This is a genomic window from Streptomyces sp. NPDC008139, assembly GCF_042957025.1.
Classification (GTDB): Bacteria; Actinomycetota; Actinomycetes; order Streptomycetales; family Streptomycetaceae; genus Actinacidiphila.
This window is the reverse complement of the sequence record NZ_JBIBHM010000010.1, coordinates 36,358-60,320: the sequence shown is the minus strand read 5'-3', so window position 1 is coordinate 60,320 and position 23,963 is coordinate 36,358. Positions and strand designations below refer to the sequence as shown.

25 protein-coding genes are annotated in these 23,963 nt (G+C 72.0%); 13 read left to right on the top strand and 12 right to left on the bottom strand.

All coding sequences use genetic code 11. From position 1 onward, the window contains the following. Positions 1-160: 160 nt before the first annotated feature. The gene (locus ACFZBB_RS22085) at positions 161-604 is read right to left on the bottom strand and encodes a BlaI/MecI/CopY family transcriptional regulator (protein ID WP_391124875.1); all 444 of its coding nucleotides are present in this window, start codon (positions 602-604) and stop codon (positions 161-163) included. A 33-nt stretch (positions 605-637) separates the two neighbouring features. Next, complete coding sequence (locus ACFZBB_RS22080) at positions 638-1,414, bottom strand: polysaccharide deacetylase family protein (RefSeq protein ID WP_391125635.1); 777 nt, start codon at positions 1,412-1,414, stop codon at positions 638-640. A gap of 512 nt (positions 1,415-1,926) precedes the next feature. On the opposite strand from ACFZBB_RS22080, the gene ACFZBB_RS22075 reads away from it, so the two are divergent. The 7 genes from ACFZBB_RS22075 (at position 1,927) to ACFZBB_RS22045 (ending at position 9,659) form a co-directional block, all read left to right on the top strand. Then, positions 1,927-5,508 (top strand): choice-of-anchor D domain-containing protein, encoded by a 3,582-nt coding sequence (locus ACFZBB_RS22075; RefSeq protein WP_391124871.1) that lies wholly within the window; start codon positions 1,927-1,929, stop codon positions 5,506-5,508. Between the two features lie 275 nt (positions 5,509-5,783). After that, on the top strand, positions 5,784-6,230 hold the full coding sequence (locus tag ACFZBB_RS22070) for a hypothetical protein (protein WP_391124868.1): 447 nt from the start codon (positions 5,784-5,786) through the stop codon (positions 6,228-6,230). Then, positions 6,227-7,033, top strand: coding sequence for a transcriptional regulator (locus ACFZBB_RS22065; protein WP_391124865.1), 807 nt, complete (start codon positions 6,227-6,229; stop codon positions 7,031-7,033). Before ACFZBB_RS22070 ends, ACFZBB_RS22065 begins: the two co-directional genes overlap by 4 nt. 103 nt (positions 7,034-7,136) lie before the next feature. Then, positions 7,137-7,538, top strand: coding sequence for a roadblock/LC7 domain-containing protein (locus ACFZBB_RS22060; protein ID WP_391047738.1), 402 nt, complete (start codon positions 7,137-7,139; stop codon positions 7,536-7,538). 152 nt (positions 7,539-7,690) lie between these two features. Continuing rightward, positions 7,691-8,065, top strand: a complete 375-nt coding sequence (locus tag ACFZBB_RS22055) for a hypothetical protein (protein WP_391124862.1) — start codon at positions 7,691-7,693, stop codon at positions 8,063-8,065. 219 nt (positions 8,066-8,284) lie between these two features. Beyond that, the gene (locus tag ACFZBB_RS22050) at positions 8,285-8,731 is read left to right on the top strand and encodes an ATP-binding protein (protein WP_391124859.1); all 447 of its coding nucleotides are present in this window, start codon (positions 8,285-8,287) and stop codon (positions 8,729-8,731) included. A gap of 157 nt (positions 8,732-8,888) precedes the next feature. After that, positions 8,889-9,659 (top strand): beta-glucanase, encoded by a 771-nt coding sequence (locus ACFZBB_RS22045; protein ID WP_391124856.1) that lies wholly within the window; start codon positions 8,889-8,891, stop codon positions 9,657-9,659. A gap of 15 nt (positions 9,660-9,674) precedes the next feature. Here the strand turns inward: ACFZBB_RS22045 and ACFZBB_RS22040 are convergent, their stop codons facing one another. Both ACFZBB_RS22040 and ACFZBB_RS22035 read right to left on the bottom strand, forming a co-directional pair. Next, positions 9,675-10,010 (bottom strand): STAS domain-containing protein, encoded by a 336-nt coding sequence (locus tag ACFZBB_RS22040; RefSeq protein ID WP_355334871.1) that lies wholly within the window; start codon positions 10,008-10,010, stop codon positions 9,675-9,677. A gap of 166 nt (positions 10,011-10,176) precedes the next feature. Then, the gene (locus ACFZBB_RS22035; RefSeq protein ID WP_391124854.1) at positions 10,177-10,893 is read right to left on the bottom strand and encodes an SDR family oxidoreductase; all 717 of its coding nucleotides are present in this window, start codon (positions 10,891-10,893) and stop codon (positions 10,177-10,179) included. A 127-nt stretch (positions 10,894-11,020) separates the two neighbouring features. Between ACFZBB_RS22035 and ACFZBB_RS22030 the strand changes: the two genes are divergently transcribed. Next, positions 11,021-11,632, top strand: coding sequence for a TetR family transcriptional regulator (locus tag ACFZBB_RS22030; RefSeq protein WP_391124851.1), 612 nt, complete (start codon positions 11,021-11,023; stop codon positions 11,630-11,632). Between the two features lie 40 nt (positions 11,633-11,672). Here the strand turns inward: ACFZBB_RS22030 and ACFZBB_RS22025 are convergent, their stop codons facing one another. Together ACFZBB_RS22025 and ACFZBB_RS22020 are read right to left on the bottom strand one after the other, a co-directional pair. Further along, positions 11,673-12,575: an ABC transporter permease subunit gene (locus ACFZBB_RS22025; RefSeq protein WP_391124848.1), complete on the bottom strand. Its 903-nt coding sequence runs from the start codon at positions 12,573-12,575 to the stop codon at positions 11,673-11,675. A 188-nt stretch (positions 12,576-12,763) separates the two neighbouring features. Beyond that, positions 12,764-13,144, bottom strand: coding sequence for a MerR family transcriptional regulator (locus ACFZBB_RS22020; RefSeq protein ID WP_391124846.1), 381 nt, complete (start codon positions 13,142-13,144; stop codon positions 12,764-12,766). Between the two features lie 213 nt (positions 13,145-13,357). Between ACFZBB_RS22020 and ACFZBB_RS22015 the strand changes: the two genes are divergently transcribed. Further along, the gene (locus ACFZBB_RS22015; RefSeq protein ID WP_391124844.1) at positions 13,358-14,296 is read left to right on the top strand and encodes an alpha/beta hydrolase family protein; all 939 of its coding nucleotides are present in this window, start codon (positions 13,358-13,360) and stop codon (positions 14,294-14,296) included. A 164-nt stretch (positions 14,297-14,460) separates the two neighbouring features. On the opposite strand, the gene ACFZBB_RS22010 is transcribed toward ACFZBB_RS22015, so the two are convergent. Further along, entirely contained in the window at positions 14,461-15,135 is a 675-nt protein-coding gene (locus ACFZBB_RS22010) for a Type 1 glutamine amidotransferase-like domain-containing protein (RefSeq protein WP_391124842.1), read from the bottom strand. 91 nt (positions 15,136-15,226) lie between these two features. Continuing rightward, entirely contained in the window at positions 15,227-17,245 is a 2,019-nt protein-coding gene (locus ACFZBB_RS22005; protein ID WP_391124840.1) for a heavy metal translocating P-type ATPase, read from the bottom strand. 94 nt (positions 17,246-17,339) lie between these two features. On the opposite strand from ACFZBB_RS22005, the gene ACFZBB_RS22000 reads away from it, so the two are divergent. Continuing rightward, positions 17,340-17,726, top strand: a complete 387-nt coding sequence (locus tag ACFZBB_RS22000) for a metalloregulator ArsR/SmtB family transcription factor (protein ID WP_391124838.1) — start codon at positions 17,340-17,342, stop codon at positions 17,724-17,726. 53 nt (positions 17,727-17,779) lie between these two features. On the opposite strand, the gene ACFZBB_RS21995 is transcribed toward ACFZBB_RS22000, so the two are convergent. Together ACFZBB_RS21995 and ACFZBB_RS21990 are read right to left on the bottom strand one after the other, a co-directional pair. Beyond that, a complete protein-coding gene (locus ACFZBB_RS21995) occupies positions 17,780-18,367 on the bottom strand; it encodes a DUF664 domain-containing protein (RefSeq protein WP_391124835.1) in 588 nt (195 codons plus the stop codon). Next, positions 18,364-18,564 carry a hypothetical protein gene (locus tag ACFZBB_RS21990; RefSeq protein WP_391124832.1) on the bottom strand — a complete coding sequence of 67 codons (201 nt, stop codon included), beginning with the start codon at positions 18,562-18,564 and terminating at the stop codon, positions 18,364-18,366. The genes ACFZBB_RS21995 and ACFZBB_RS21990 overlap by 4 nt, the downstream gene beginning before the upstream one ends. Positions 18,565-18,740: 176 nt before the next feature. Here ACFZBB_RS21990 and ACFZBB_RS21985 point away from each other — a divergent pair, with 176 nt between their 5' ends. Further along, the gene (locus tag ACFZBB_RS21985; protein ID WP_391124829.1) at positions 18,741-19,610 is read left to right on the top strand and encodes an alpha/beta fold hydrolase; all 870 of its coding nucleotides are present in this window, start codon (positions 18,741-18,743) and stop codon (positions 19,608-19,610) included. 19 nt (positions 19,611-19,629) lie between these two features. Here ACFZBB_RS21985 and ACFZBB_RS21980 read toward each other — a convergent pair whose 3' ends face one another. Next, positions 19,630-20,031 (bottom strand): ATP-binding protein, encoded by a 402-nt coding sequence (locus tag ACFZBB_RS21980; protein WP_391124826.1) that lies wholly within the window; start codon positions 20,029-20,031, stop codon positions 19,630-19,632. Positions 20,032-20,437: 406 nt separating this feature from the next. Here ACFZBB_RS21980 and ACFZBB_RS21975 point away from each other — a divergent pair, with 406 nt between their 5' ends. Both ACFZBB_RS21975 and ACFZBB_RS21970 read left to right on the top strand, forming a co-directional pair. Further along, a complete protein-coding gene (locus ACFZBB_RS21975) occupies positions 20,438-20,929 on the top strand; it encodes a peptidylprolyl isomerase (protein ID WP_355334835.1) in 492 nt (163 codons plus the stop codon). A gap of 250 nt (positions 20,930-21,179) precedes the next feature. Beyond that, positions 21,180-22,214 (top strand): alcohol dehydrogenase catalytic domain-containing protein, encoded by a 1,035-nt coding sequence (locus tag ACFZBB_RS21970; RefSeq protein WP_391125633.1) that lies wholly within the window; start codon positions 21,180-21,182, stop codon positions 22,212-22,214. Positions 22,215-22,281: 67 nt separating this feature from the next. Here ACFZBB_RS21970 and ACFZBB_RS21965 read toward each other — a convergent pair whose 3' ends face one another. Continuing rightward, positions 22,282-23,775 (bottom strand): MFS transporter, encoded by a 1,494-nt coding sequence (locus ACFZBB_RS21965; protein ID WP_391124823.1) that lies wholly within the window; start codon positions 23,773-23,775, stop codon positions 22,282-22,284. Positions 23,776-23,963: the final 188 nt, after the last annotated feature.

Sequence of the window (23,963 nt, the reverse complement as noted above, 5' to 3'; positions counted from 1 at the left end):
CTCCGCGTCGCCTCCCTCCTCCGCCTTGCATCCGCACGCACCGGACACCGCTCCTTCCCCACCCAGACCCACACAACAGGCCCTAGGGGCCTGTCCTGCGGCTCACGAACAACCCCTTCGGCTCCTTCGCCCCTGGCACGCACGCCTGTGCCCGACGTCGTCAGGATCGGCGGCCGCGCGGGCGCCGCGCCGGGCGGGTGTCGAGAGCGGTGCCAGTGGCCTGCTCCGCGGCGTGATCGCGCAGCAACCTCTCCAGCAACTTCTCGTCCTCCGCGGGCAGTTCGGAGACGAAGCGGGCCAGGACGGTCGCGCGGTCGCCGCCGGCTTCCAGCAGGTCGCGCATGCCGGCCGCCGCGTGGCCCGCCTCGTCGCGTACGGGGGAGTAGAGGTAGCCGCGTCCGGCGCGCTCGCGGGTGACCAGGCCCTTGTCGTGGAGGCGGGTGAGAATCGTCAGGACGGTGGTGTAGGCGGGCTCGCCCGCGACCTGCTCGCGTACGGCGCCCGCCCCGGCCGGCTCACCGACGGCCCACAGCGCCGCGAGGACTTCGCTCTCCAGCTCGCCCGGCGCGCGTCGCCCGGCGGCCGGGCCTTCCTGCTCGGCCACGCTTCCCGCTCCTTCGTAGAAATCCTCACGGTACTACGGCACGACCTGGCCGCCCCGGCCCCGGCCGCCCGACCAGCCGGCCACCGCGAGACCCCCGTGATCGCGCAACGGGCCGACCGTCAGGCCGCGTTCCTGACAGAAGTCGAGAAGGCGGGGGAGCGCCCCGAGCGTGTTGCGCCACGACCCGGTGGCCGAGGCGCAGTCGGAGTCGTGGAGCAGGACGGTGCCGCCGCCGCGCAGGTCGCGGGTGACGGTGTCGAGGACGGACCGGGGCGTCGCGCGCCCGCGCCAGTCCTCGCCCCAGGCGGTCCACAGCACCGGCGTGAGCCCGAGGCGGCGGCAGGCCAGATGCGTACCGGCGGTCATGACGCCGTACGGCGGCCGGTAGAGGGTCGGCGCGCTGCCGGTGAGGCCGCCGACGAGGTCGCGGGCGCGGGCCAGGTCCTCGTACGTGGTCCAGGGGCCGCGCAGCAGCGCGGGCCGGTGGGTCCAGCCGTGGATCGCGACCTCGTGGCCCGCCTCGTACATCTCCGTGACGAGGCCGGGGGAGCGGACGGCCATCGAGCCGAGCAGGAAGAAGGTGGCCCGCACGCGGCGGGCGTCGAGCAGTCGCAGGAAGTGCGGGGTGGACAGGTGGTCGGGGCCGTCGTCGAAGGTGAGCGCCACACTGTCGGGCCGTCCGCGTCCCGACAGCCGCGGCATGAGCCGGTTGCGCAGCGGCCCGAAGGTCGACAGCGCGGGCCCGGCGTACGCGGCGGCCAGCGCGGACGCGGCCACCGCGCCCGTGCGCAGGACGGTGCGGGCGACGATCCGCCGGTCGGAATGAGGAGTCACGGTGATCGGCCTCCTTGCGGGCGGGCGTGGGCAGCGGGAGCCGGGCATGCCGGACCCGCGCCCCGCGGTGACCTCGGCGGACGGCCCCGGCCGGGGGCTGCCCGCGAATCTACTACACGTTGTAGAAGGTGAACGAGGTGCCCGTCGATCGGATGGCACACGGGACGAGCGGCAACCGTCTCCTGAATCCACGGACAGGCAACATTGGATCTTGCGAGAGAAAGTAGAGATTGAGCAAAGATAAGTTCGTATATTGCGCTGCCGTGTCCACGACATTACGGTTCCCCTTGCGCCGTCACCCCCCACCCGCCGACCGCTTCAGCGCAACGCCCCAGTCGCCATCCCCCTTCACCGCCACCGCGACGGGCCGTGTCCCAGGCCCGCTCCGGCGTCGGCGGCCCAGCTCCGCGCCACCTCGCTTCCCCATGCCCTCGTACGGCTGTCCGCACGGCGCAGGTCCGGCATACCGTGTCGAAAAGGAGCAGACGTTGTTCCAGCCCATCAGATCCCTGAGGCGCACCATCGCCGTGGGAGGCACCACCGCGCTGATCGCCGCCGCGGGCGTCATCGCCCTCGCGGCCCCACCGGCATCGGCCGCCGCAGCCACCGGCGGCAGCGGCGCGAGCCTTCCCTACGTCGAGGTGCAGGCGGAGAACTCCGCCACCAACGGCACGGCCATCGGCCCGAGTTTCGCCGCGGGACAGCTCGCCGACGAGGCGTCGTACCGCAAGGCGGTGACCCTCTCGGGCAGCGGCAAGTACGTCACCTTCACCACCCCGGTCGCCACCAACTCGATCGACTTCCGCTACAGCATCCCCGACGGCTCGGGCGGCTCGGTCTACACCGCCCCGCTGTCGTTCGCCATCAACGGCGCCGCACAGCCCGACTTCACCCTCACCAACGCCTATAGCTGGTACTACGGCAGCTACCCGTTCACCAACACACCGGGCAGCAACCCGCACCACTTCTACGACGAGGTCCACCGGCTGCTCCCGCAGACGTATCCGGCCGGCACCACCTTCACCCTCCAGACCAGTGGCTCCAGCGCCGCCACCACCATCGACTTCGCCGACTTCGAGCAGGTCGGCGCCGCCCTCCCGCAGCCGTCCGGCTCGGTCTCGGTGACCAGCCAGGGCGCCGACGCGACCGGCGCCGCCGACAGCACGGCCGCCTTCAACGCGGCGATCAACGCGGCGGGCCCCGGCGGCACGGTGTGGATCCCGCCGGGCACCTTCAAGATCCCCCGGCACATCACGGTCAACAACGTCACCGTCACCGGCGCGGGCATGTGGTACTCGACGGTGACCGGCGCGGCGCCCGGCTTCTACGGGCTCGGCGAGCCCGACAGTTGCGGAGTCGGCGGCAACCGCGGGGTGAGCGGCAACGTCCACCTCTCCAACTTCGCGATCTTCGGCCAGGTCGGCGAGCGCAACGACTGCGACCAGGTCAACGGCATCGGCGGCGCGATGAGCAACTCCACCGTCTCCAGCCTCTGGATCGACCACCTGAAGGTCGGCGCCTGGATGGACGGGCCGATGGACAAGTTGACCCTCAGCGGTCTGCGGATCCGTGACACCACCGCCGACGGCGTCAACTTCCACGGCGGAGTGACCAATTCGACCGTCACCAACAGCGAGATCCGCAACACCGGCGACGACGGCATCGCCACCTGGGCCGACGCCGCGCTCGGCGCCGACGCCAACGACACCATCTCCAACAACACCGTGGAGACGCAGATCCTGGCCAACGCCATCGCGATCTACGGCGGCCACGACAACACCGTCAGCGGCAACCTCGTACGGGACACCGGACTCGCCCAGGGCGGCGGCATCCACGTCGGGCAGCGCTTCACCTCCACCCCGGTCGGCACCACCACGATCTCCAACAACACCCTGGTCAGGGCGGGCAGTCTCGACCCGAACTGGCAGTTCGGCGTCGGCGCGCTGTGGTTCGACGGCAGCCAGGGCGCCATCACCGGCCCGATCAACGTGACCAACGCGCTGATCCAGCAGAGCCCCTACGAAGCGGTGCAGTGGGTCGAGGGCACCGTCAGCGGGGTCAGCCTCAACAACGTGACCATCGCGGGCGCCGGCACCTTCGCCCTCCAGGAACAGACCGGCGGCGCCGCGAAGTTCACCAACGTCACGGCCACCGGCATCGGCGCCAGCTCACCGATCTATAGCTGCGAGGGCAACAACTTCACCGTCACCGACGGCGGCGGCAACTCCGGCATCAGCGGTACCCCCTTCTGCGGCGGCTTCCCCACCCCCGTCTTCCCGCCCTACCCGGCGGAAGGCGTGACCGCCAGCCCGAGCGCGCTCAACTTCGGCTCGGTCGCGACCGGTTCGACCAGCGCCGCCCAGACCGCGACGGTCACCAACCCGACCGGCTCGGCCGCCTCCGTCTCCGCCATCACCGCCAGCGGCGACTTCTCGCAGACCAACACCTGCGGCACCTCCATCCCGGCCAACGGCTCCTGCACCGTCAGCGTGAAATTCGCGCCGACGGCGACCGGCGCGCGTGCCGGGACACTGACCGTCGGCGCGGGCGGCAACACCAGCACCGTCGCCCTGTCCGGCACCGGCACCGCGCCCGGCCCGATCCTGGGCACCAACCCGGCGAGCCTGTCCTTCGGCGGTACGGTCGTCGGCGCGACGGCCGCTCCGCAGACCGTCACCGTCACCAACTCCGGCACCACCACGGCCACCGTCTCGGCCGTCGCGGCGACCGGCGACTTCACCCAGACCAACAACTGCTCGTCGCTCGCGGTCGGTTCGTCCTGCGCGGTGACCGTCACCTTCAAGCCGACGGCCGGCGGCACCCGTAACGGCACGCTGACACTGACCAGCAACGCCAACAACAGCCCGACCACGGTCGCGCTCAGCGGCGCCGGAATCGACAGCAGCACCGACATCGCCGCAGGCCGCCCGGCCACGGCGAGTTCCGCCAACGGCACCTTCGTCGCGGGCAATGTCACCGACGCGGACGCGTCCACGTACTGGGAGAGCGCCAACGGCGCCTTCCCGCAGTGGGTCCAGGTCGACCTCGGGCAGAACTACGCCGTCGGCAAGGTGACCTTGCGACTCCCGCCGTCCACGGCGTGGGCGACCCGTACCGAGACCCTGTCCGTACAGGGCTCCACGGACGGCACCTCGTTCAGCACCCTGTCGCCGTCCGCCGCGCAGACCTTCGACCCGAGCGCCAACAACAACACGGTGACCCTCACCTTCCCCTCGGCCACCGCCCGCTACGTACGGATCAACGTCACCGCCAACTCGGGCTGGAGCGCGGCCCAGTTGTCCGGCCTCCAGGTCTACCCGAGCGGCGGCACCAACCCGTCGTCCGCGACCTTGTCCGTCACTCCGACCTCGCTCACCTTCGCCTCCCAGGCGCCCGGCACCACCAGCGGCGCGCAGAACGTGACGGTGACCAACACCGGTACGGCCGCCGCGTCGATCAGCTCGGTCACCGCCTCCGGGGACTTCTCGCAGACCAACACCTGCGGCACGTCGCTCGCGGCCAACGCCAGTTGCTCGGTCGCGGTGAAGTTCACCCCCACCGCCTCCGGCACCCGCACCGGCACCCTGACGATCAGCGGCAACGCCTCCAACAGCCCCACCACCGTGGCCCTGACCGGCACCGGCAGCGGCACGGTGAGCACCAACCTGGCGGCGGGCAAGGCCACGAGCGAGTCCAGCCACTCCGACGTCTACGGGTCCTCCAACGTCACCGACGGCAGCCAGAACAGCTACTGGGAGAGCGCCAACAACGCCTTCCCGCAGTGGGTCCAGGTCGACCTCGGATCCGCGCAGAGCGCGAGCAAGATCGTCCTGCAGCTCCCCGCGGGCTGGGGCGCCCGCAACCAGACGCTGTCCCTGTCGGGCAGCACCGACGGCAGCACGTTCACCACCCTCAAGCCCTCGGCCTCCTACTCCTTCGACCCCGCCTCCAACAACACGGTCACCCTCACCTTCACCGCGGCCACCGCGCGGTACTTCCGGGTGACGGTCACCGCCAACTCCGGCTGGCCCGCCGGGCAGATCTCCGAATTCCAGGTCTGGAACACCTGACCCGGACTGACCTCCTCCGACCCGGCCCGACCTGGCCGGACGCCCCTGAGCGCAACCGGCCCGGCCCCTCGCGTGCGATACGCGAGGGGCCGGTGGCGCTCCGGGGACGGCGGCCAGCGCGGACGGCCGGGCGGAGGGGGAGCATTTTATGCCCAGTGCGGTCATGTACCGCTGGAAATTGCCAGAAGTCCTTCGCGCGAGTGCCACCGTGCGTAACGTGACGGTCACTGCCGATCCGTCGGCGGGCCAACAGGGGCCTCACGCAGGGGAGTCGGGTGTCCGGGATAGACGAGTGCCTGCGCGAGGCCATGACGCTGCCGGGAGCCCGGGGCGCGGCTCTCGTGGAGTGGATCAGCGGGCTCTCCCTCGGACAGGCCGGAGACGCGCCGGGCGGTGACCCCGAGACGGCGGCGGCCGAGACCGCGGAATTCGCGCGCATGGCCGTGGAGCACTCGGCGTTCGAACCGGCGGAACCCCGCGGCTTACCGCGCGGCGGGACCGCGGGACCCGCCGCTCGCTCAGGACCCGCAGACACCGCCAAGGGACTGCCGGTCGAGGACGTCATCGTCGTCACCCGCACCGGCTACCACCTGCTGCGTTTCGTCGAAGCACCCTTCGACGGCGGGGTGTTCCTGCACCTGTGGCTCGACCGCGAGCACGCCAACCTCGCCCTCGCCATGATGCGCGTACGCGACCTCGCCGAACGGCTGGTGCTGGCATGACCGGGCCGCTGTCACCCATGCTGCTGCGCCTGGCCGAGGAGGGCGCGACCGGCGCGCTGCTCCGGGACAGCGGGGCGCTCTACCTCGCGGACGGTGTCGTGGTGCACGCCGAGAGCCCGGCGACCCCCGGCATCGACGTCCTGCTGACCGCCGGTGGCCGCCTGCCCGTCGAGGTGTGGCAGGAGGCGGTGGACGCCGCCGGAGCCCGCTGCCGGACCGCCCGCCACCTCCTGGAACACCGCAGGATCTCCGCCGCGGAACTGGAGATCAGCCACCTCGGCGCGCTCTACGACGCCGCCTTCTTCGTCCTCGCGGCGGGCAGCGGCCCCACCCGCTTCCGGCACGGCGTCGTCCACTGGTTCGGCCCCGTGCGCCCGGTGCGGGTGGCCGAGGTGGAGCGCGAGACGCGCCGCCGCCGCGGACTCCTCGACGCCCTGTGGCCGTATCCGCAGCTCGACACCGCCCCCGTCGTACGCCGCAGGGCCGCGTGCCTGCCGCCCGTACCGCGTCGGCAGCGGGCCCTGCTGGACCTCGCGGACGGGTTACGCACCCCGTCCGCCATCGCCACCGTGCTCGGCAGACCCACCTTCCACGCGCTGGTCGACGTACGGCGGCTGGCCGCCGCCGGCCACTGCGAGACCCCGCGGCGCGCGGCACCGCCACCAGGGCAGGGCCGGCCACCGGGACGGGCACAGGAAGCCGCGGCCGCACCGGCCACCGCGGACCGCGCCGGGTACCTGCCGGGACCTCCCGACGTCGGCACGCTCCGCAGGGTCCTCGACGCCTTGGAGGCACGACCGTGAAGCGCACTCCCGCCCGCAGGACCGGGACCGCACAGACATGAGGCGCGTCGTGCGACAACGCGCCGACAAGAAGGTCGGAAGGAGAGAGGAGAGAAGGAATCTGATGGCGCAGGAGGCCGAGATACGCGAGGAACTGCGGCGGCTGCGGGCCCGGCTGCCGCACGCGACGGGCGCGCTCGCCGCGGGCGTCGACGGCATGGTGCTCGCCCAGGAGGCGGACACCGTGGAGGCCGAGGGAGTGGCGGCCCTCACCGCCGCCGCGCTGGGCGTCGGCCTTCGGCTGACCGACACCGCGTCCCACGGCCCCTTCCGGGAACTGCTGGTCCGCGGCGAGCAGGGCTACGTCGCCATCTACGCCGCAGGCACCGCCTGCGTGCTCACCGTCCTGGCCGGACCGCAGGTCAACGTGGGCCGGCTGCACATGGAGGCCCGCCGCTCCGGCGCGCACATCGCGCACCTGGTCGACGGCGACCCCGAGCCACGGGAGGACGCCCCCACACCATGACCACCCGACCCACCCGGACCGGCGGCGCCCGCCACCGCGGGCCCGCCGCCCCCGACGCGGCAACGGCATCGACCGTATCCACCGCATCCACCGCATCCACCGCATCCACGTCAGCACCGCACATGAACCGACCGGAAGGAAGCCCAGCCATCATGGCCAACACCGAAACCGCCCTCAAGGACGCGATGACCTCGGTCGACGGCGTCATAGGCGTCGCACTCGTCGACTACACCAGCGGAATGGCGCTGGGCACCCTCGGCGGGGGCAAGGAACTCGACCTCAACGTCGCGGCGGCCGGCAACACCGACGTGGTCCGTGCCAAGGCGCGCACCATGGAACTGCTCGGCCTCAAGGACGAGATCGAGGACATCCTCATCACCCTGGGCTCGCAGTACCACCTGATCCGGCTGCTCAAGGGCCGGGGCAAGAACGGCCTCTTCCTGTACCTGGCGCTGGACAAGTCGCGCGCCAACCTGGCGATGGCCCGGCACCAGTTGAAGCGGATCGAGAACGACCTGGAGCTGTGACGCCCACCGGGCCGCGCGGCGGCCGTCCTGCCGGGCGGCCGTCTCCGGGCGACATCCGTTCACGGCCCGCTCACCACCCGCTCGTAGCCCGAACGCGCCGCCCGTCCGAGGCCCGCGTCCGGCCCAGAAGGAGAAACCGAAAAAAAGATGGGTGTGAAGCGACTGGGGTGGGGCAGAAGCCCTGACGGTTGTGCCGGACAACCGGACAGGGGCAAGAACATGCGTTCCAGCGCGGTGGCCGTGAACGGCCCGCATCAGCAGGCCGGGCAGGACATCTGGGCGGGAGCCGCGTACGACGGCGAGACCGGATCGATCGCGGCGGCCCGCGCCTTCACCGCCGACTTCCTGGCCGGTGTGACGGGCGGGCGCGCCCGGCCGATCCCCGCAGTCGTCGTCGCCGACGCGCAACTCGTGGTGAGCGAACTGGTGACCAACGCGTGCAAATTCGCCCCGGGTCCCTGCGCGCTGAACCTGGAGATCCAGGGCGCGGATCTGGTGATCACCGTGTGGGACACCGACTCGTCGATGCCGCTCGCGCGCGCGGCGGAGCCCGGCAGGATCGGCCAGCACGGCCTGGAGATCATCCTCGCGGTCTGCGAGGGCTTCGACGTCCGGCGCGAGCCGGTGGGCAAGCGGATCAAGGTGCGCGTCGCCCTCGGAGCGTGAGCGCCTGACCCGGTCAGGGGGCGTGGGCTGAGGCGCTACGCGCCGCCCGCGCTTCCGCACGCTCCTGTTCGCGAGCCGCGCGGTGATCTTCACTGGGTACGGAGCGAGCTGCCCGCCTGAACTCTCGGCCGGATCTCGCCGAGCCACCAGGAGCACCGTGACCACCGGCCAGAACGCGGCTCAGCCGCCCCCTCAGCAACCGACCCCTCATGACCCGCCGCAGGCCCCGCCCCACGGTCCGCCGCCGCCCCGGCGCCCCCGGCGCGTGGTCTTCGACGCGCCCTTCACCGACCGCGCGGCCTGGGCGGCGGGGCGCACCTCCGCCTATCCGGAGAGCGGCCGCAATCCCGGCGACAACAAACTCGACCAGATCGACCCCGCCTACGCCCCCACCGCCGGTGGCGTCTTCCGCGCCCGGCGGGCGGCGGGCGGCCTCTGGCACACCGACCTGGTGTCGACCGAGTACGCCCCCGGCGGCTTCGAGCTGCTGCCGGGCGACGAACTCACCGCCACCTGCGTGGTGCACGCCCCGCAGGGCGCCTGGCCCGCGATCTGGACCTGGGGCCGCGACAGCGACGCGGGCCGCCCCCAGCCGGGCCACGGCGAGATCGACCTCTTCGAGTACCACCCCACCAACCCGCGGCTGCTCGAACTGTCCAACCACGTACGCCCCGGCGGGTTCGAGGCGGCCGACGTGATCGCGCCGGGCCGCCCGTTCGCACTCCGGGTCCGCTTCGACGCCGACGACGTCTGCTGGTCCATCGACGACGAGGTCGTCTTCCGTGACGGCCACGGCGTCGGCCCCGCCTGGCGCGCCTGGCCGGTGGTGAACATCAGCGTGTCCGCGGGCGCGTACGGGCACACCCCGCCCGACGCGCGCACGAGCCTGCTGCACTGGGAGTGCGCCGGGCTCACCGTCACCCGCTGATCCGGACCCGGTGGCTCACGCCGTCGCCCGCAGCGCCTCCTCCGCCGTGGAGTACACCTTGAGGACGCGGTCCACGCCGACGATACGGAGCAGCCGCGCCAACTGCGGCGGCACGGCGGCGACTCGCAGGTCACCGTGCTGGTGGATGCTCAGCAGCAGATTGAGGAAGCTGGAATCGGCGAAGGTGATCCCGCTGGCGTCGAGCACCAGCACCCGGCCGGCCTCGGCCGCCTCGGTCAGCTCCTGCCGCAACGGCCCCAGCGTGTCCGCGTCGAGGTCGCCGTGCGGGGTGACAATGCGCGGGAGGTCGCCGACGACCGGGTCCCTATGCGCGTCGTGGTGTGTCGACATATGACAAGTATGTCCAGCGTCACGGGGGAGAGGAAAGAGCGGATCAGGGCGAACCCGAGTGCGCCCCCGTCGACGCGCGCCGGTGGAGCCCGATCCCAGGTCAGAAACTGATCGCAAGCAGTCGGAACCAGTCGCAAACCGATGGGCCCGCGGCGGCGGACAGGCCCTAGGCGGAGCGGGCGTGGATCCCCATGCCGCCGGAGACGATCAGATTGTCGCCCGTGATGTAACCGGCGGCGTCCGAGGCGAGGAAGGCGACCGCCTCGGCGACATCGGCGGGAGCTCCGACCCGGCCGAGGGGAACGTCCTCGCCCCACGCGGCGACCGTCTCCCGGCCGATGCCCAGCTTGCCGTACGCGGGAGTGTCGATCAGGCCGGGGCTCACCGCGTTGACCCGGATACGGCGCGGGGCCAGTTCGATGGCGAGCGAGCGCATCAGAGGCAGCAGCGCTCCCTTGGCGGCGGTCATGGCCGCGCCGAGCCCCTCGCCCGCGCCGATGGTGAACACCACGGACGCGCCCTCGTTCAGCAGCGGGAGCGCCTTGCGCAGGGTGAAGAAGTTCCCCTTGACGTTGATGTCGAACAGGGCATCGAAGGCGGCCTCGTCGGTGGACTCGATCGGTCCAGGACGGGAGATGCCCGCGTTGAGGTGGAGCAGGTCGAGGGAGCCCAGGTGCCGACGCGCCCGCTCCACCGCCTGATCGATGTCGGTGAGCGAACCGGCGTCGGCCCTGACGGCGACCACGTCGTGCGGCAGGCCGGAGCTGTCGACGCTGCCGAGGCCGGTGACCATGACGCGGTAGCCGCGCGCGTGGAGCAGTTCCGCGGTGGCCTTGCCGATCCCGCTGGTGCCGCCGGTGACGAGTGCTGTCTTCGCTGCCACGGTCGCTCTCCTTGTCGACGCGTGGGGCGCGTGGACGGCCCCACTGATCGTCACCGTACGCCCGATTGGCAGCGACTGCCAAATCTCGTGCGAATGCCATAATGGCAGGCCGCGCTAAGCTGATGTCATGACGCAGGGAACATCGGGCGACGGGCCGACCGTGCCCACGTTGTGGGACCGGACGCGGCAGCTCGCGGCCCGGGAGATCCTCGACACCGCCCTGCGGCTGTTCACACGGCAGGGGTACGACGAGACGACCATCGCGCAGATCGCCCGCGAGGCCGGTGTCTCGCAGCGCACCCTCTTCCGCTACTTCGGCACCAAGGAAGACCTCATCGGCGGCAGCCAGGAGCAGTTCGTCACCCTCCTGACGGAGACCGTTCGCGAGCAGCCCGCCGACGCCGACGCCTGGGAGACCCTGCGCGTCGCCCTCAAGGCCGCGCTCTCCGTCCACACCGGTCCCGAACAGGCACTGGAGCGCTTCCGCCTGATCCACCGCACCGACTCGCTGCGCGCCGCCTACCTCGGAAAGCGCGTGCGCTGCCAGGAGGAACTGCTCCCGCTCCTCGAAGCCAGGCTGGCACCCTCGGGCGCCGACCGAGTACAGGTCCGCGCCGTCCTCGCGACGGCCTTCGGCTGCTTCGACGCCGCCACCGCCACGTGGATCGAGGGCGACGGCGAGGGTGACATCCTCGACCTCTACGACCGCGGCCTGGCCGCGGTCCGCGGCGTCCGCTGACCGGCTCGCTGGCGTACCGCCGCGACTCCCCGGCGGGGGCTCAGTCGTCGATGCCGGAGCGTTCGATGCCCGCCACGATGTGCCGCTGGAAGAGCAGGAAGACCAGCAGCAGGGGCAGGCTCGACACCGCCGCCGCGACGAACAGCTCGTGGATGTTGACCACTTGGGCGGTGGTGAAGGTGGACAGCGCCACCTGCACCGTCCAGGACGACGTGTCCTGGCCGACGACCAGAGGCCACAGGAAGGCGTTCCAGGCGCCGATGAAGACGATCGCGGACACGGCCGCGAAGACCGGCCGGGAGTTGGGCACCACGATCCGCCAGTAGGTGCGCCAGTAGCCGAGACCGTCGACCTTCGCCGCGTCCTCCAACTCACCGGGAAAGCCCAGGAAGTACTGCCGGAAGATGAAGCAGGCGGACGCCGAGAAGATCGTCGGGATGATCAGGCCGCGCAGCGTCTCGTCGAACGCCTGGAAGGCGTTGATGACCAGCAGCAGCGCCACCGCCACGGATGTGGCCCGCAGTTGGGGCAAGGTGATGTGGCGGAAGACCTGCCAGCCGGGCCGCGCGCCGTCCACCGCCGCCGCCTCGTACAACTGCGCGGGGATGCGCTGGAGTCCGGCGAGGAAGAGGACCATGTAGAACCCGGCCCGCAACCACAGCCGTACGGTCACGATCACCAGCCAGTACCACGGCGGGTGGGTGGTGGACAGCCACGCCGTCTGGTCGGCGCCGAACCAGCCCAGTACGGTGTTCGCCAGGCCGAACCGCACGCCGTTGAAGATCGACAGCTTCCAGATCAGTGCCGCCACCACGTAGGAGCAGGCGGCCGGCAGGAAGAACACCGAACGGAAGAATGCCTGCGCGTACCGCAGCCGGTTCACCATCAGTGCCAGGGCGAGCGAGAGCGCGGCGATCTTCGCGCCGGACCAGTCACCAACCATGCAGGGGAATTACGACAGCGACATTGCGCGAACGTGGCGGCACCCTGGGTGGCGGCGCAGGCACTCTGCGCGGTCGTCCGCGTGACGCGTGGGTGTCACCGTCGCACCGTGGAATCGCACCAGGCCGCTTGTCGGCTGGCGGGCGATGGGGTGATCAAGAGTGCCACCGCGAGACCGGCGCGACACCGTTAGCCTGGCGTGTCCTGTCGGCAGGACACGCCGGTGCGCAGGTTCACGGAGGCGCCGGCGATGACCGAGTCGAGCCGGTCGCGGGTGTGTGTCAGATCCGCGATGTGCCGATCGATCTGATCACGCTCGACCGTGAGGCGATCCAGAAGCTCGGGCGTGGCCCGGCCGTCGATGACGCAGGGCGTGAGCGCGGCGATGGTCTTACTGGACAGACCGGCCGCGTACAGCTCCCGGATCAGATTGATCCGGTCGACCGCGGCCTCCGCGTAGTGGCGCTGGCCGCTGTCGCTGCGCTCGGAGACCAGCAGGTCCTGCTCCTCGTAATACCGCAGCGCCCTGGTGCTGACGCCCGTACGACGAGCCAGTTCCCCAATGCGCATGTCCCACTCCACGTCCCTGCGATCCGCGTCACAGCTACTTGCCTTTGACGTCAACGTCAGGTTTTAGCGTAACCAATGCGCCCTTCTCCCGGAACTTCCTTCCGGAGAGCCCCGCTTCCCGAGCCACCGCACGCCCGCACGCCCGCACGCCCGCACGCCCGCACGCCCGCACCTCCGCACGTCCGCACGTCCGCACCTCCGAAAGAGACACGCATGACCATGTATTCGGCGACCGGCCTCACCGGCCCCGCGCCCACCCCGACCGTCTCGGTCAAGCCGCTCGTCCTGCCCGCGCCGCACCGAGGCGCGGACCTGCGCGTACGGATCTCCGCCCCGGTCACCGGCACCCGTCTGCCGATCGTGCTGTTCGCGCACGGCTTCGGTTCCGACCTGGACGGCTACGCGCCGCTGGTCGACCACTGGGCCGCGCACGGCTTCGTGACCGTCCAGGCCACCCATCTGGACTCCAAGCGCTTCGGCCTCGCCGGCGACGACCCCCGTACGCCCGACCTGTGGCGCTACCGCGTCCAGGACATGAAGCGCGTCCTGGACGAACTCGGAACGCTGGAGGCGTCCGTGCCGGGCCTGGCGGGCCGGGCCGACCACAGCCGTGTCGTCGCGGCGGGACACTCCTTCGGCGGTCAGACCGCGGGCATCCTGGTGGGGCTGCGCGTCAAGGACCCGCGGACCGGCCTCGCCGAAGACCTGTCCGACCCCCGGGTCACGGCCAGCCTCCAGCTCGCCACCGCGGGCAAGGGCGGTGCGGAACTCACCCCCTTCGCCCACGAGCACCTTCCCTGGCTCCGTGACCAGGACTTCTCCCACATCACCGCCCCCGGACTCGTCGTCGCGGGCGACAAGGACGACCTCCCCCTCTCGACCCGGGGTCCGGCGTGGACCACCGACCCCTACACGCTCAGCCGAGGCGACAAGAGCCTGCTCACCGTCCGCGGCGGCGAGCACTTCCTCGGCGGCATCTCCGGCTACCGGTCGGCCGAGACCACCGACGAGGAACCCGGCCGCGTCGCCCTCGTCCAGCAGGTCACCCTCGCCTACCTGCGCCACATCACCGGCGACGACCACACCGACTGGGAGACGGCCCGCTCCGTCCTCGCCGCCGCCCACCCGCTGGGACACCTGGAGTCCAAGTGACCCGTACGACGCCGGCCCGCCTCCGACGATCGCGGCGATGCTGCTGCTGATCCGCTGACGGCCCGCTCCTGTGCGGCCGCATCGCCGAGCCCGCGTGGACGGTGACGCGTACGGGGCGCCCACGGACACCTCCAGGGCAAGATCGTGGCTCACGGTCGCCCAGGTCACGGCGCCGCGTTGAACAGCTTCCAGTTCCCTTCGGAGACGATTTCGACGCCGTCGTCGGTCACCTTGATGGCGGTCTGGTTGTCGATGGCGTACGCCGGTGCCTTGATCGAGGCGGCCCACCGTTCCGCCTCGGCCATGGTGTTCTCGGGGCAGCCCGGACTGTCGAGGTGCGGGAAAAGGGAGAAGTCGACGACTCCCAGGGCGCGGTCGTCACCGGTGGGCGGCTGCCAGGCGACGAAGTGCTCCCCGACGCGGGGAGTCAGCACCATGCTCCCGGCGCTGAGCCCCACATAGACCGTGTCGTGCAGTGAGGGGAGCAGGTCGGCCAGGCCGGACTCCCGCATCCAGTGAGACAGGTACAGCGCGTCGCCGCCGTTCACCAGCAGGACGTCCGCCTCCCGGACCCAGGAGACCCACCGCTCCTTGTCGATGCCGGGCAGCGCCGTGAGCTCCAGGACGCCGACCGACTTCCATCCCAGCGCGGTCATCGGGTGAAGGGACTGTCCGCTGATGAAACGCCACGGCCCGCCCGGATCCCCGTACGGGCCCCCGTACCCCGCGGTGGGAATGCACAGGGCATTGGCCTCGGCGATCGGTTTGCCCAGGAGATCGAGGAGCGCCGCCAGAATGCTGGCGTTCTTGACACCGGAGTCGGTAAGGAGAAGCTTCATGACGCCCCCGCGCTGATCGCTCTGTGAAAGTGAGCGAGCGACGCTAACACACCCGCTGTCGGCAGAGCAGGCGCGCCGAGACCGGTCCGCCTCACGGCCGGGCCCAGGCGGTGTCGCGCAGCAGCCGGAGGCCGTTGAGGGCGACGACGAGAGTGGAGCCCTCGTGACCCGCGACCCCGAGCGGGAGCGGGAGAGTGGCGGTCAGGTCCCAGACGGCCAGGGCGGCGATGAACACCGCGGCGATCGTCAGATTCTGGATCACCAGACGGTGGGCGGCGCGCGAGAGCTTCACGACGGCCGGGACCGTGGCCAACTCGTCGCGGATCACCACGGCGTCGGCGGTCTCCAGCGCGAGGTCGGACCCGGCCCTGCCCATGGCGACGCCGGTGTGTGCGGCGGCCAGCGCGGGCGCGTCGTTGACGCCGTCGCCGACGACCAGCACCTTGCGACCGCGCGCCTCCCACGCGCGTACGGCCGCTGCCTTGTCCTGCGGCAGCAGGCCGGCGCGTACGTCGGTGATGCCGACCTCGGCGGCCAACTGCCGGGCGGCCCGTACGTTGTCGCCGGTCAGCAGGATCGGGGGGAGGTCGGTCGTCATACGGGCGAGGGCGGCGACGGTGGCGGCGGCGTCCGGGCGCAGTCGGTCCGCGATGCCCAGCACTCCCAGCGGCGTACCGTCGCGCAGCACCGCCACGGCCGTACGCCCGGCGGCCTCCACCTCCCGCACTGCCTCGCGCACCCCATCCCGCACCGCCTCGCCGGTCCCGAGGAGGCGGGCGGGGGAGCCGACCTGGACCGTGCGGCCGTCGACGGTGGCCGTGACGCCCTGGCCCGGGGCGGAGGCGAAGCCGTCGGCGGCGGACAGCGGAAGGCCGCGCTCGCGGGCCGCGTCCACCACCGCGCGGGCCAGCGGGTGTTCGCTCGGGTGCTCGGCCGACGCGGCGAGCCGGAGCAGAGCGTCCGCTTCGAGGCCACTGCCGGGCAGCGGCCGGATGTCGGTGACGCGGGGCGTCCCCTCGGTGAGCGTGCCGGTCTTGTCCAGCGCGACGGTGTCGGTCTGCCCGAGGCGTTCCATCACGACGGCCGACTTGACGAGGACCCCGTGCCGACCGGCGTTGGCCATCGCGGACAGCAGCGGCGGCATCGTGGACAGGACGACCGCGCACGGCGAGGCCACGATCATGAACGTCATCGCGCGGAGCAGGGCCGGTTGGAGCGCCGCGCCGAAGGCCAGCGGGAGCGCGAAGACGGCGAGCGTGGCGACGACCATGCCGATCGAGTAGCGCTGCTCGACCTTCTCGATGAACAACTGGGTGGGGGCCTTGGTCTCGGCTGCCTCCTCGACCATCCGCACGATCCGGGCGATCACCGAGTCCGCCGGATCGCGCTCGACGCGTACGCGCAGGGACCCGGTGCCGTTGACGGTCCCGGCGAACACCTCGTCCCCGGCCTGCTTCACCACCGGCAGCGGCTCGCCGGTGATGGTGGCCTGGTCGACCTCGCTGGCGCCGTCCAGGACCACGCCGTCGGCGCCGACGCGCTCGCCGGGCCTGACGAGGATGACGTCCCCGACCGCCAGCCGCGCGGCCTCGACGCTCTCCTCGGTGACGACAGCGCCGTCTGTGCCGACACCACCGACACCACCGTTCGTGCCCTCCGGCAGGAGCCGGGTCGCGGTCGCGGGTGCGAGGTCGAGCAGCCCGCGTACGGAGTCGGCGGTCCGCGCGGTCGCGACGGCCTCCAGGGCGCCGGAGGTGGCGAAGATGACGATCAGCAGCGCCCCGTCGAGTACCTGGCCGATCGCGGCGGCGCCGAGCGCCGCGACGACCATGAGCAGGTCCACGTCCAGCGTCCTGTCCCTGAGCGCCTTCAGCCCCTGCCAACCCGGTTCCCAGCCGCCGGTGACGTAGGTGGCGGCGAACAGCGGACCCCATGACCAGGCGGGGGCGCCCAGCAGGTACGGGGGAAGCGCGAGCAGGAACAGGGCGAGCGCCGCGCACGCCCACCGTGCCTCCGGCAGTGCGAGGACGCGCGTGCGGCGGCGCGGAAGAGCCGGTCGCGGACGCCCCGCGGTGACCGGCGCGGGCCGCCGGTCCAGGACGGAAGGCATGACAGAACAACCCTTCACGGGCGGACGAGCTGACAGCCCCCACCGTACAGGAACATCTGAACAGGTCTTCAGTTGTCATCCGTATGATGGGGGCATGGGCCATGGAAACGACGCCGCCGGCACCGCCACCCCGCGCGAGCGTCTCGACGCGGTCGGCGCCGCCGACGTCGCCGCCACCCTCCAGGCGCTCGCCACGCCCTCGCGGCTGCACATCCTGGCCCGGCTCCAGGAGGGCCCCTGCGCGGTCGGCGACCTCGCCGACGCCGTCGGCATGGAAGCCTCCGCCTGTTCCCACCAACTGCGCCTGCTGCGCAACCTCGGCCTGGTCACCGGCGAACGCCACGGACGCTCGATCGTCTACGCCCTCTACGACAACCACGTCGCCGAACTGCTCGACCAGGCCCTCTACCACGTCGAGCACCTGCGCCTGGGCATCCGCGACCGCCCCGCGGACCTGCCGGAGGCGGTCGCGGCCGACTGAGGCCGCGCGCGTGCCGTCACGCCGGGCGGTCGGTGAACGACGGTCCTACGGCCTCACGCGTCGGCCTCCCGGGCCGCCCGCTCCAGGCGATCACGGTGGTTCTCCCACCAGGCCGCGTCGCCCGGCGGCAGGCTGCCGTTGTTCTCGTTCATGCCCACGGCCCCGTCGGTGAGTTCCCGCAGGATGTCCGCGTGCCCCGCGTGCCGGTGGGTATCGGAGATCACCCGCACCACGGCGTGATGCAACGTCACCTCGTCCCGGCTGTCGGGCCACCACGGCACCCGGCCGGTCGCGTCCAGGGCCAGCGCGTCGATCGTCGCGTCCGCCTGGGCCCACGCCCGGTGGTAGAGGCCCACGATGTACTCGCGTGACTCGTCGGCGGCGGCCCACATGTCCGCGTTCGCCTCGGCCCCCGCGTCGAGCCAGGGCAACGGCTCGCCCGACGGCCGCCCGAAGGTGTCGCCGAGGTAGCCGAACTCCACACTGGCCACATGCTTCACCAGGCCCAGCAGATTCGTGCCGGTCGGCGTCATCGGGCGGCGCACTTCGTACTCCGAGAGGCCTTCCAGCTTCCACAGCAGGGCGTCGCGCGCGGACTGGAGGTAGAAGCGCAGGTCGGTCTTGGCATCCGTTACGGTCATGCGGCCAGTCTCAAGCCCGCCCGACCTCCGGTCACGCCGATTACGCCGTCGGTGCGGGGCCCGCGCCGGGCGGCGGTTCCGCGACGCCGACGAGGAATCCGGCCCTGGTACGGACGCTGACCGACCACTTCGGCGCGCTCGCCCGCCCGCGCCCGGTAGTACGCCATCTGCTCCGCCACGAGGGCGTCGTCGTCCATGGAGTGGGTCCTCTCGTCTCGTCCGGTTCCCGTCGGAGCCGCGTGGGCTCCGCTCGTCGGCTGGTCTCCACCGGCACTGTCGACCTTCACCTCCGGTCAAGGTCAAGGGCTTTGGCGGGCGCCGCCGTTCTTCAACCCTTCGGTGAACCGTCAGGGACACCGATAGCTTCTGCGTCGTGACCTTGATCGAGACGCGGGGCCTGGTGCCGATGACGGACGGGGCGCGGCTGCGGTGGACGGCGCTGGGGGACACCACGCGGCGGACGCCCGTGGTGATGCTCCACGGCGGTCCGGGGCTGCCGGACTATCTGGGCGAGGTGGCCGCCATGGCGGCGGACCTGGCGCCGGTGTACCGGTACGACCAGCGCGGCACCGGCCACTCGCCGTGGCAGGGCCGCCACACCCTCGCCCGGCACGTCGCCGACCTCGCCGAACTGCTCGACGCGTGGGGCGTACCCGAGGCCGTGCTGGTAGGGCACTCCTACGGCACCGATCTGGCGAGCCGTTTCTGCCTGGAGCACTCCGACCGGGTGGCCGCGGCCCTGCTGATGTGCGGGCCGTTCGTCGGTGACTGGCGCACCGGGTACCGGGCCGAGCGGGCGCGCCGTATGTCGCCGGCGCAGGACCGGCGGCGCGCCGAGCTGGCGGAGTTGCCGCGCCGCACGGAGGAGCAGGAGGTCGAGCTGCTGACGTTGTCCTGGTTCACCGACCACGCCGACCTCGTACGGGGGCGGCGGTGGGCGGCGCGGGACGCTCTGCGGCGGCGCCCCGTCAACTGGGCCATGAACGCCGAACTCGGCGCGGAAGGCCGCGCGGACCCGCTGGACGATCACATCGCCGAACTGCGCACGTGCCTGCCCGAGCGGGCGGAACTCCTCGCCGGGGCGGACGATCCCCGCCCGGTGGCGGCCCTCGAAGCGCTCGCGCTCCGGCTCGCCCTTCCGCTGACCCGGATCGAGGGCGCCGGGCACGAGCCGTGGCTGGAGGCACCCGGCGCCGTCCGCGCGCATCTGCGGCGATTCGTGCGCGCCGCGCCGGACGCGTAGGCCGCCGCGCGCGCCGGGTTCAGTACAGCGGCAGGACGAGGGTGATCCGCTTGCCGCGCCGGGTGCCGTCGGGTGCGGGGTCGTGCGGGGTGACGGTCACCCGCAGGGCGAGCTGCTGGATCAGACGCCAGCCGAATCCGCCGCCCACGTAAGGGGCTTCGGTGCCCGGCGGGCGTTCGGTGAGGCGGGGGAGCGCGGGGCTCAGGTCGTCGATGCTCACCTCGACGCCGAGCGGTACGAGGCGGGCCTGGCAGTGGGTGATACCGCCGCCGTGCACGATGGCGTTGGTGGCGAGTTCCGAGGTGGCGAGCACCGCGTCGCCCATGGCTCTGGGATCGCACGGCTCGGGGTCGGCCGCCACGGTCTCCCGCACCAGAGCGCGTACGGCGGCGGCCGTGAAGGGGGCCCGAAGCGCTCGCATACCGGTGGGGGGCGTTTGCGTGGAACGCTGCCCACCACCCGGCGGCGGCCTGTCAGCGGCCATCTGGTCTCCAGGAACTCGACATCGGGTCGCAACGGACGGCGACGGTCCGGGGAGGTCGGCCGCGGTGCGCGGTGACACCTGCGGACGTTTTTCCCGGGTCTGTCGTCAACGGGGCGTCTTGCCGACGTGCCATGACCGAAACGCATCCGCCACAGTTCGGACCCGCGCAGTTTGCCACCGGTCCCACGGGCAAGACGACGAGGTCGACCCGGTCGGCCTTCCGAGGCGCCCCGACGCCCCCGGAGCCGCTGGGGCACCTCCGACATGGCTGTGACCTGCGAATCTGCCGCCTTGGGCCGCTCTGGGCGCGGCGTCGCCCGCTGGGGATGCAAGGATGGTGCCCATGGACAACGTGTACTTCGACATCTCCATTGACGGCGCTCCGGCCGGTCGGATCGTCTTCCGTCTCTTCGACGACGTCGTGCCCGAGACGGCGCGGAACTTCCGTGAGCTGGCCACCGGCGAGCACGGCTTCGGCTACGCGGGCTCGGCGTTCCACCGGATCATCCCGTCCTTCATGCTCCAGGGCGGCGACTTCACCAGCGGCGACGGCCGCGGCGGCAAGAGCATCTACGGCAACAAGTTCGCGGACGAGAACTTCAAGCTCAAGCACGACCGCCCGTTCCTGCTGTCGATGGCGAACGCCGGGCCGAACTCCAACGGCTCGCAGTTCTTCGTCACCACCGTGGTCACCGACTGGCTCGACGGCAAGCACGTCGTCTTCGGCGAGGTCGTCGAGGGCGAGGAACTGGTCAAGCAGATCGAGGGCAAGGGCTCGCGCAGCGGCACGCCCTCCGCCAAGGTCGTCATCTCCGCATCCGGCACCGTCGCGTAAGCACCCCACCAGCGACCTCGTAGGCCCGAAGGCCCCCGGCGACCCGCCGGGGGCCTTCCGCGTTCGCTGAGCGGAGTGGACAGGACCGGGGGAAGATCGAAGGGCGGGGAGCGGGGTCCCGGCGGCGGGACCGGGAGCCGAAACGGGGGAGCGAGAGCCGGAGAGAGGTCACCGAATGTCGACATCAGCAAGCCCTCAGGGGACGACGGCCACGACTCAGGCCGGGACGACAGCGGAGCCGCAGGCCGAGATGAAGGCGGTTCAGTACCGCACCGTGGGCGCCGCCCCCGAAGTGGTGACCGTCCCGCGCCCCGAGCCGGGCCCCGGCCAGGTGCTGCTCAAGGTCACGGCGGCCGGGGTGTGCCACTCCGACATCGCCGTCATGAGCTGGCCCGCCGAGTCCCTGCCCTTCGCGCTGCCACTCACCCTCGGCCACGAGGGCGCGGGCACCGTCGCCGCGCTCGGCGAGGGCGTCGGCGGCCTGGAGCCGGGCGAGTCGGTCGCCGTCTACGGCCCGTGGGGCTGCGGCGGCTGCCTGATGTGCGCGCAGGGCAAGGAGAACTACTGCCTGCGCGCCGAGGAGCTGGGCATCCGCCCGCCCGGCCTCGGCGCGCCCGGCGCCATCGCCGAGTACATGATCGTCGACGACCCCCGGCACCTGGTGCCGCTCGGTGACCTCGACCCCGTCGCCTCGGTGCCGCTGACCGACGCGGGCCTCACGCCGTACCACGCGATCAAGACCTCGCTGCCGAAGCTGGTCCCCGGCAGCACCGCCGTCGTCATCGGCACCGGCGGCCTCGGCCACGTCGCCGTGCAGCTGCTGCGCGTGCTCAGCCCGGCCCGCGTCATCGCCCTCGACGTCAGCGACGAGAAGCTGGAGCTGGCGCGCGCGGTCGGTGCCCACGAGACCGTCCTGTCCGACGCCGACGCGGCCGACCGGGTCCGGGCGCTGACCGACGGCGTCGGCGCCCAGGCCGTCTTCGACTTCGTGGGCGCCGCCCCCACGGTCGCCACCGCCACCGCGTGCGCCGCCGTCGAGTCCGACGTGACGATCGTCGGCATCGGCGGCGGCAGCGCCACGGTCGGCTTCGGGACCATCGCCTACGACGCGGCCGTCCGCGCCCCCTACTGGGGCTCGCGCGCGGAGCTGATCGAGGTGCTCGACCTCGCCCGCTCCGGCGCGGTCGAGGTCCACGTCGAGACGTACTCCCTGGACGACGCTCCGCTGGCCTACGAGCGGCTGCACGCCGGGAAGATCAACGGCCGCGCGGTGATCCTGCCCTGAAGGTCAACCTCACGTTGAGCTTGTGAGACCTTCTGAGACCCCCGGACCGGGTACGGCCGAGGACCGCTCAGACCGGCTCGTCCGCCGGCGCCGGTGCCGGGACCTTCGCCGTACCGCCGCCCGTGGCGCGCACGTGCCGCGCCGGGATGAACGCGGCGATGAACAGCGCCGCGACGGCCGCGCCGCAGGCGACGGCGAAGGCGACGCGGAAGCCGTTGAGCGAGGGCAGCGGCGCACCGTGGTACGAGGTGGTCATGTGGGCGAGGATCACGCCGACGACCGCGCTGGACGACGAGGTGCCGATGGACCGCATCAGGGTGTTGAGCCCGTTGGCGGCGGCGGTCTCCGCCAGCGGCACCGCGCCCATGATGAGCGCGGGCATGGCCGCGTAGGCGAGGGCGATCCCGCAGCCGATGACGGAGGCGACGACCACCACCTGCCACACGGCGTGGGTGAGGAACAGGCCGAGCCCGTAGCCGACGGCGACCACGGCCATGCCGATCATCAGGGACACGCGCGGGCCGCGGGCCGCCGAGATCCGCGCCGACAGCGGCGACACGGCCATCATCACCAGCCCGGACGGGGCCAGGCACAGACCGGCCACGAGCATGGACCGGCCGAGCCCGTATCCCGTCTCCTCGGGGAGCTGGAGGAGCTGGGGGAGGACCAGCGACATCGCGAAGAGCGAGAAACCGGCCATGACGGAGGCGATGTTGGTGAGCAGCACCTGCGGCCTGGCCGTCGTGCGCAGGTCCACCAGCGGCGCGGTGGTGCGCAGTTCGAACATGCCCCAGCCGACGAGTACGACGACGGCCGCGGCCAGAAGTCCCAGCGTGGTGCCCGAGGCCCAGCCCCAGTCGCCGCCCTTGGAGATCGCCAGCAGCAGGCAGACCAGGCCCACGGACAGCCCGATCGCGCCCGGCACGTCGAACCGGCTCGGCGTGCGCACCGGGGACTCCGGCACGAGGAACAGGACCAGCGCCATCGCCGCCACGCCGAGACCCGCGGAGGTGTAGAACAGCGCGTGCCAGTCGGCGTGCTGCGCGATCAGCGCGGCGCTGGGCAGGCCGAGCGCGCCGCCGATGCCCAGCGAGGAGCTCATCAGCGCCATCGCGGAACCGAGCCGTTCCGCGGGCAGTTCGTCGCGCATGATGCTGATGCCCAGCGGGATGACGCCCGTCGCGCCGCCCTGGAGCGCCCGGCCCACGACCATCGGGACCAGCGACGAGGTGAAGGCGCAGACCAGCGAGCCGACGACCAGCAGACCGAGGCTGAGCAGCAGGACGCGGCGCTTGCCGTACATGTCGCCGAGCCGTCCGGTGACCGGGGTGGCGACCGCTCCGGCGAGCAGGGTCGCGGTGATCACCCATGAGGTGTCGGAGGCCGAGGCGTGCAGCAGGCCGGGCAGGTCGGGCAGCAGCGGGACGACCAGCGTCTGCATGAGGGCGACCACGATGCCCGCGAAGGCCAGCACGGCGACGACCGCGCCACTCGCGGGCCGGTGGACACCGGCGGTGTGACCGGCTGCCGGTATGCCGGTGCCGCTTGCTGAGTCGGACATGTCGTCGCCTTCGGTGGGGGTCGTCGGGCCGCGGCCGTGGACGACGCGAACAGGGAGATGTGCATGATACATAGGATGTGCGTCATGCACATTGCCCAGGTCGTGGGTACTCTCGGAAGGCGGGAGCACGGACGTCACGGCGCGCGCCCCGGGTTCGTACGTCCCACGTCGTGCGTCAATACGTCATG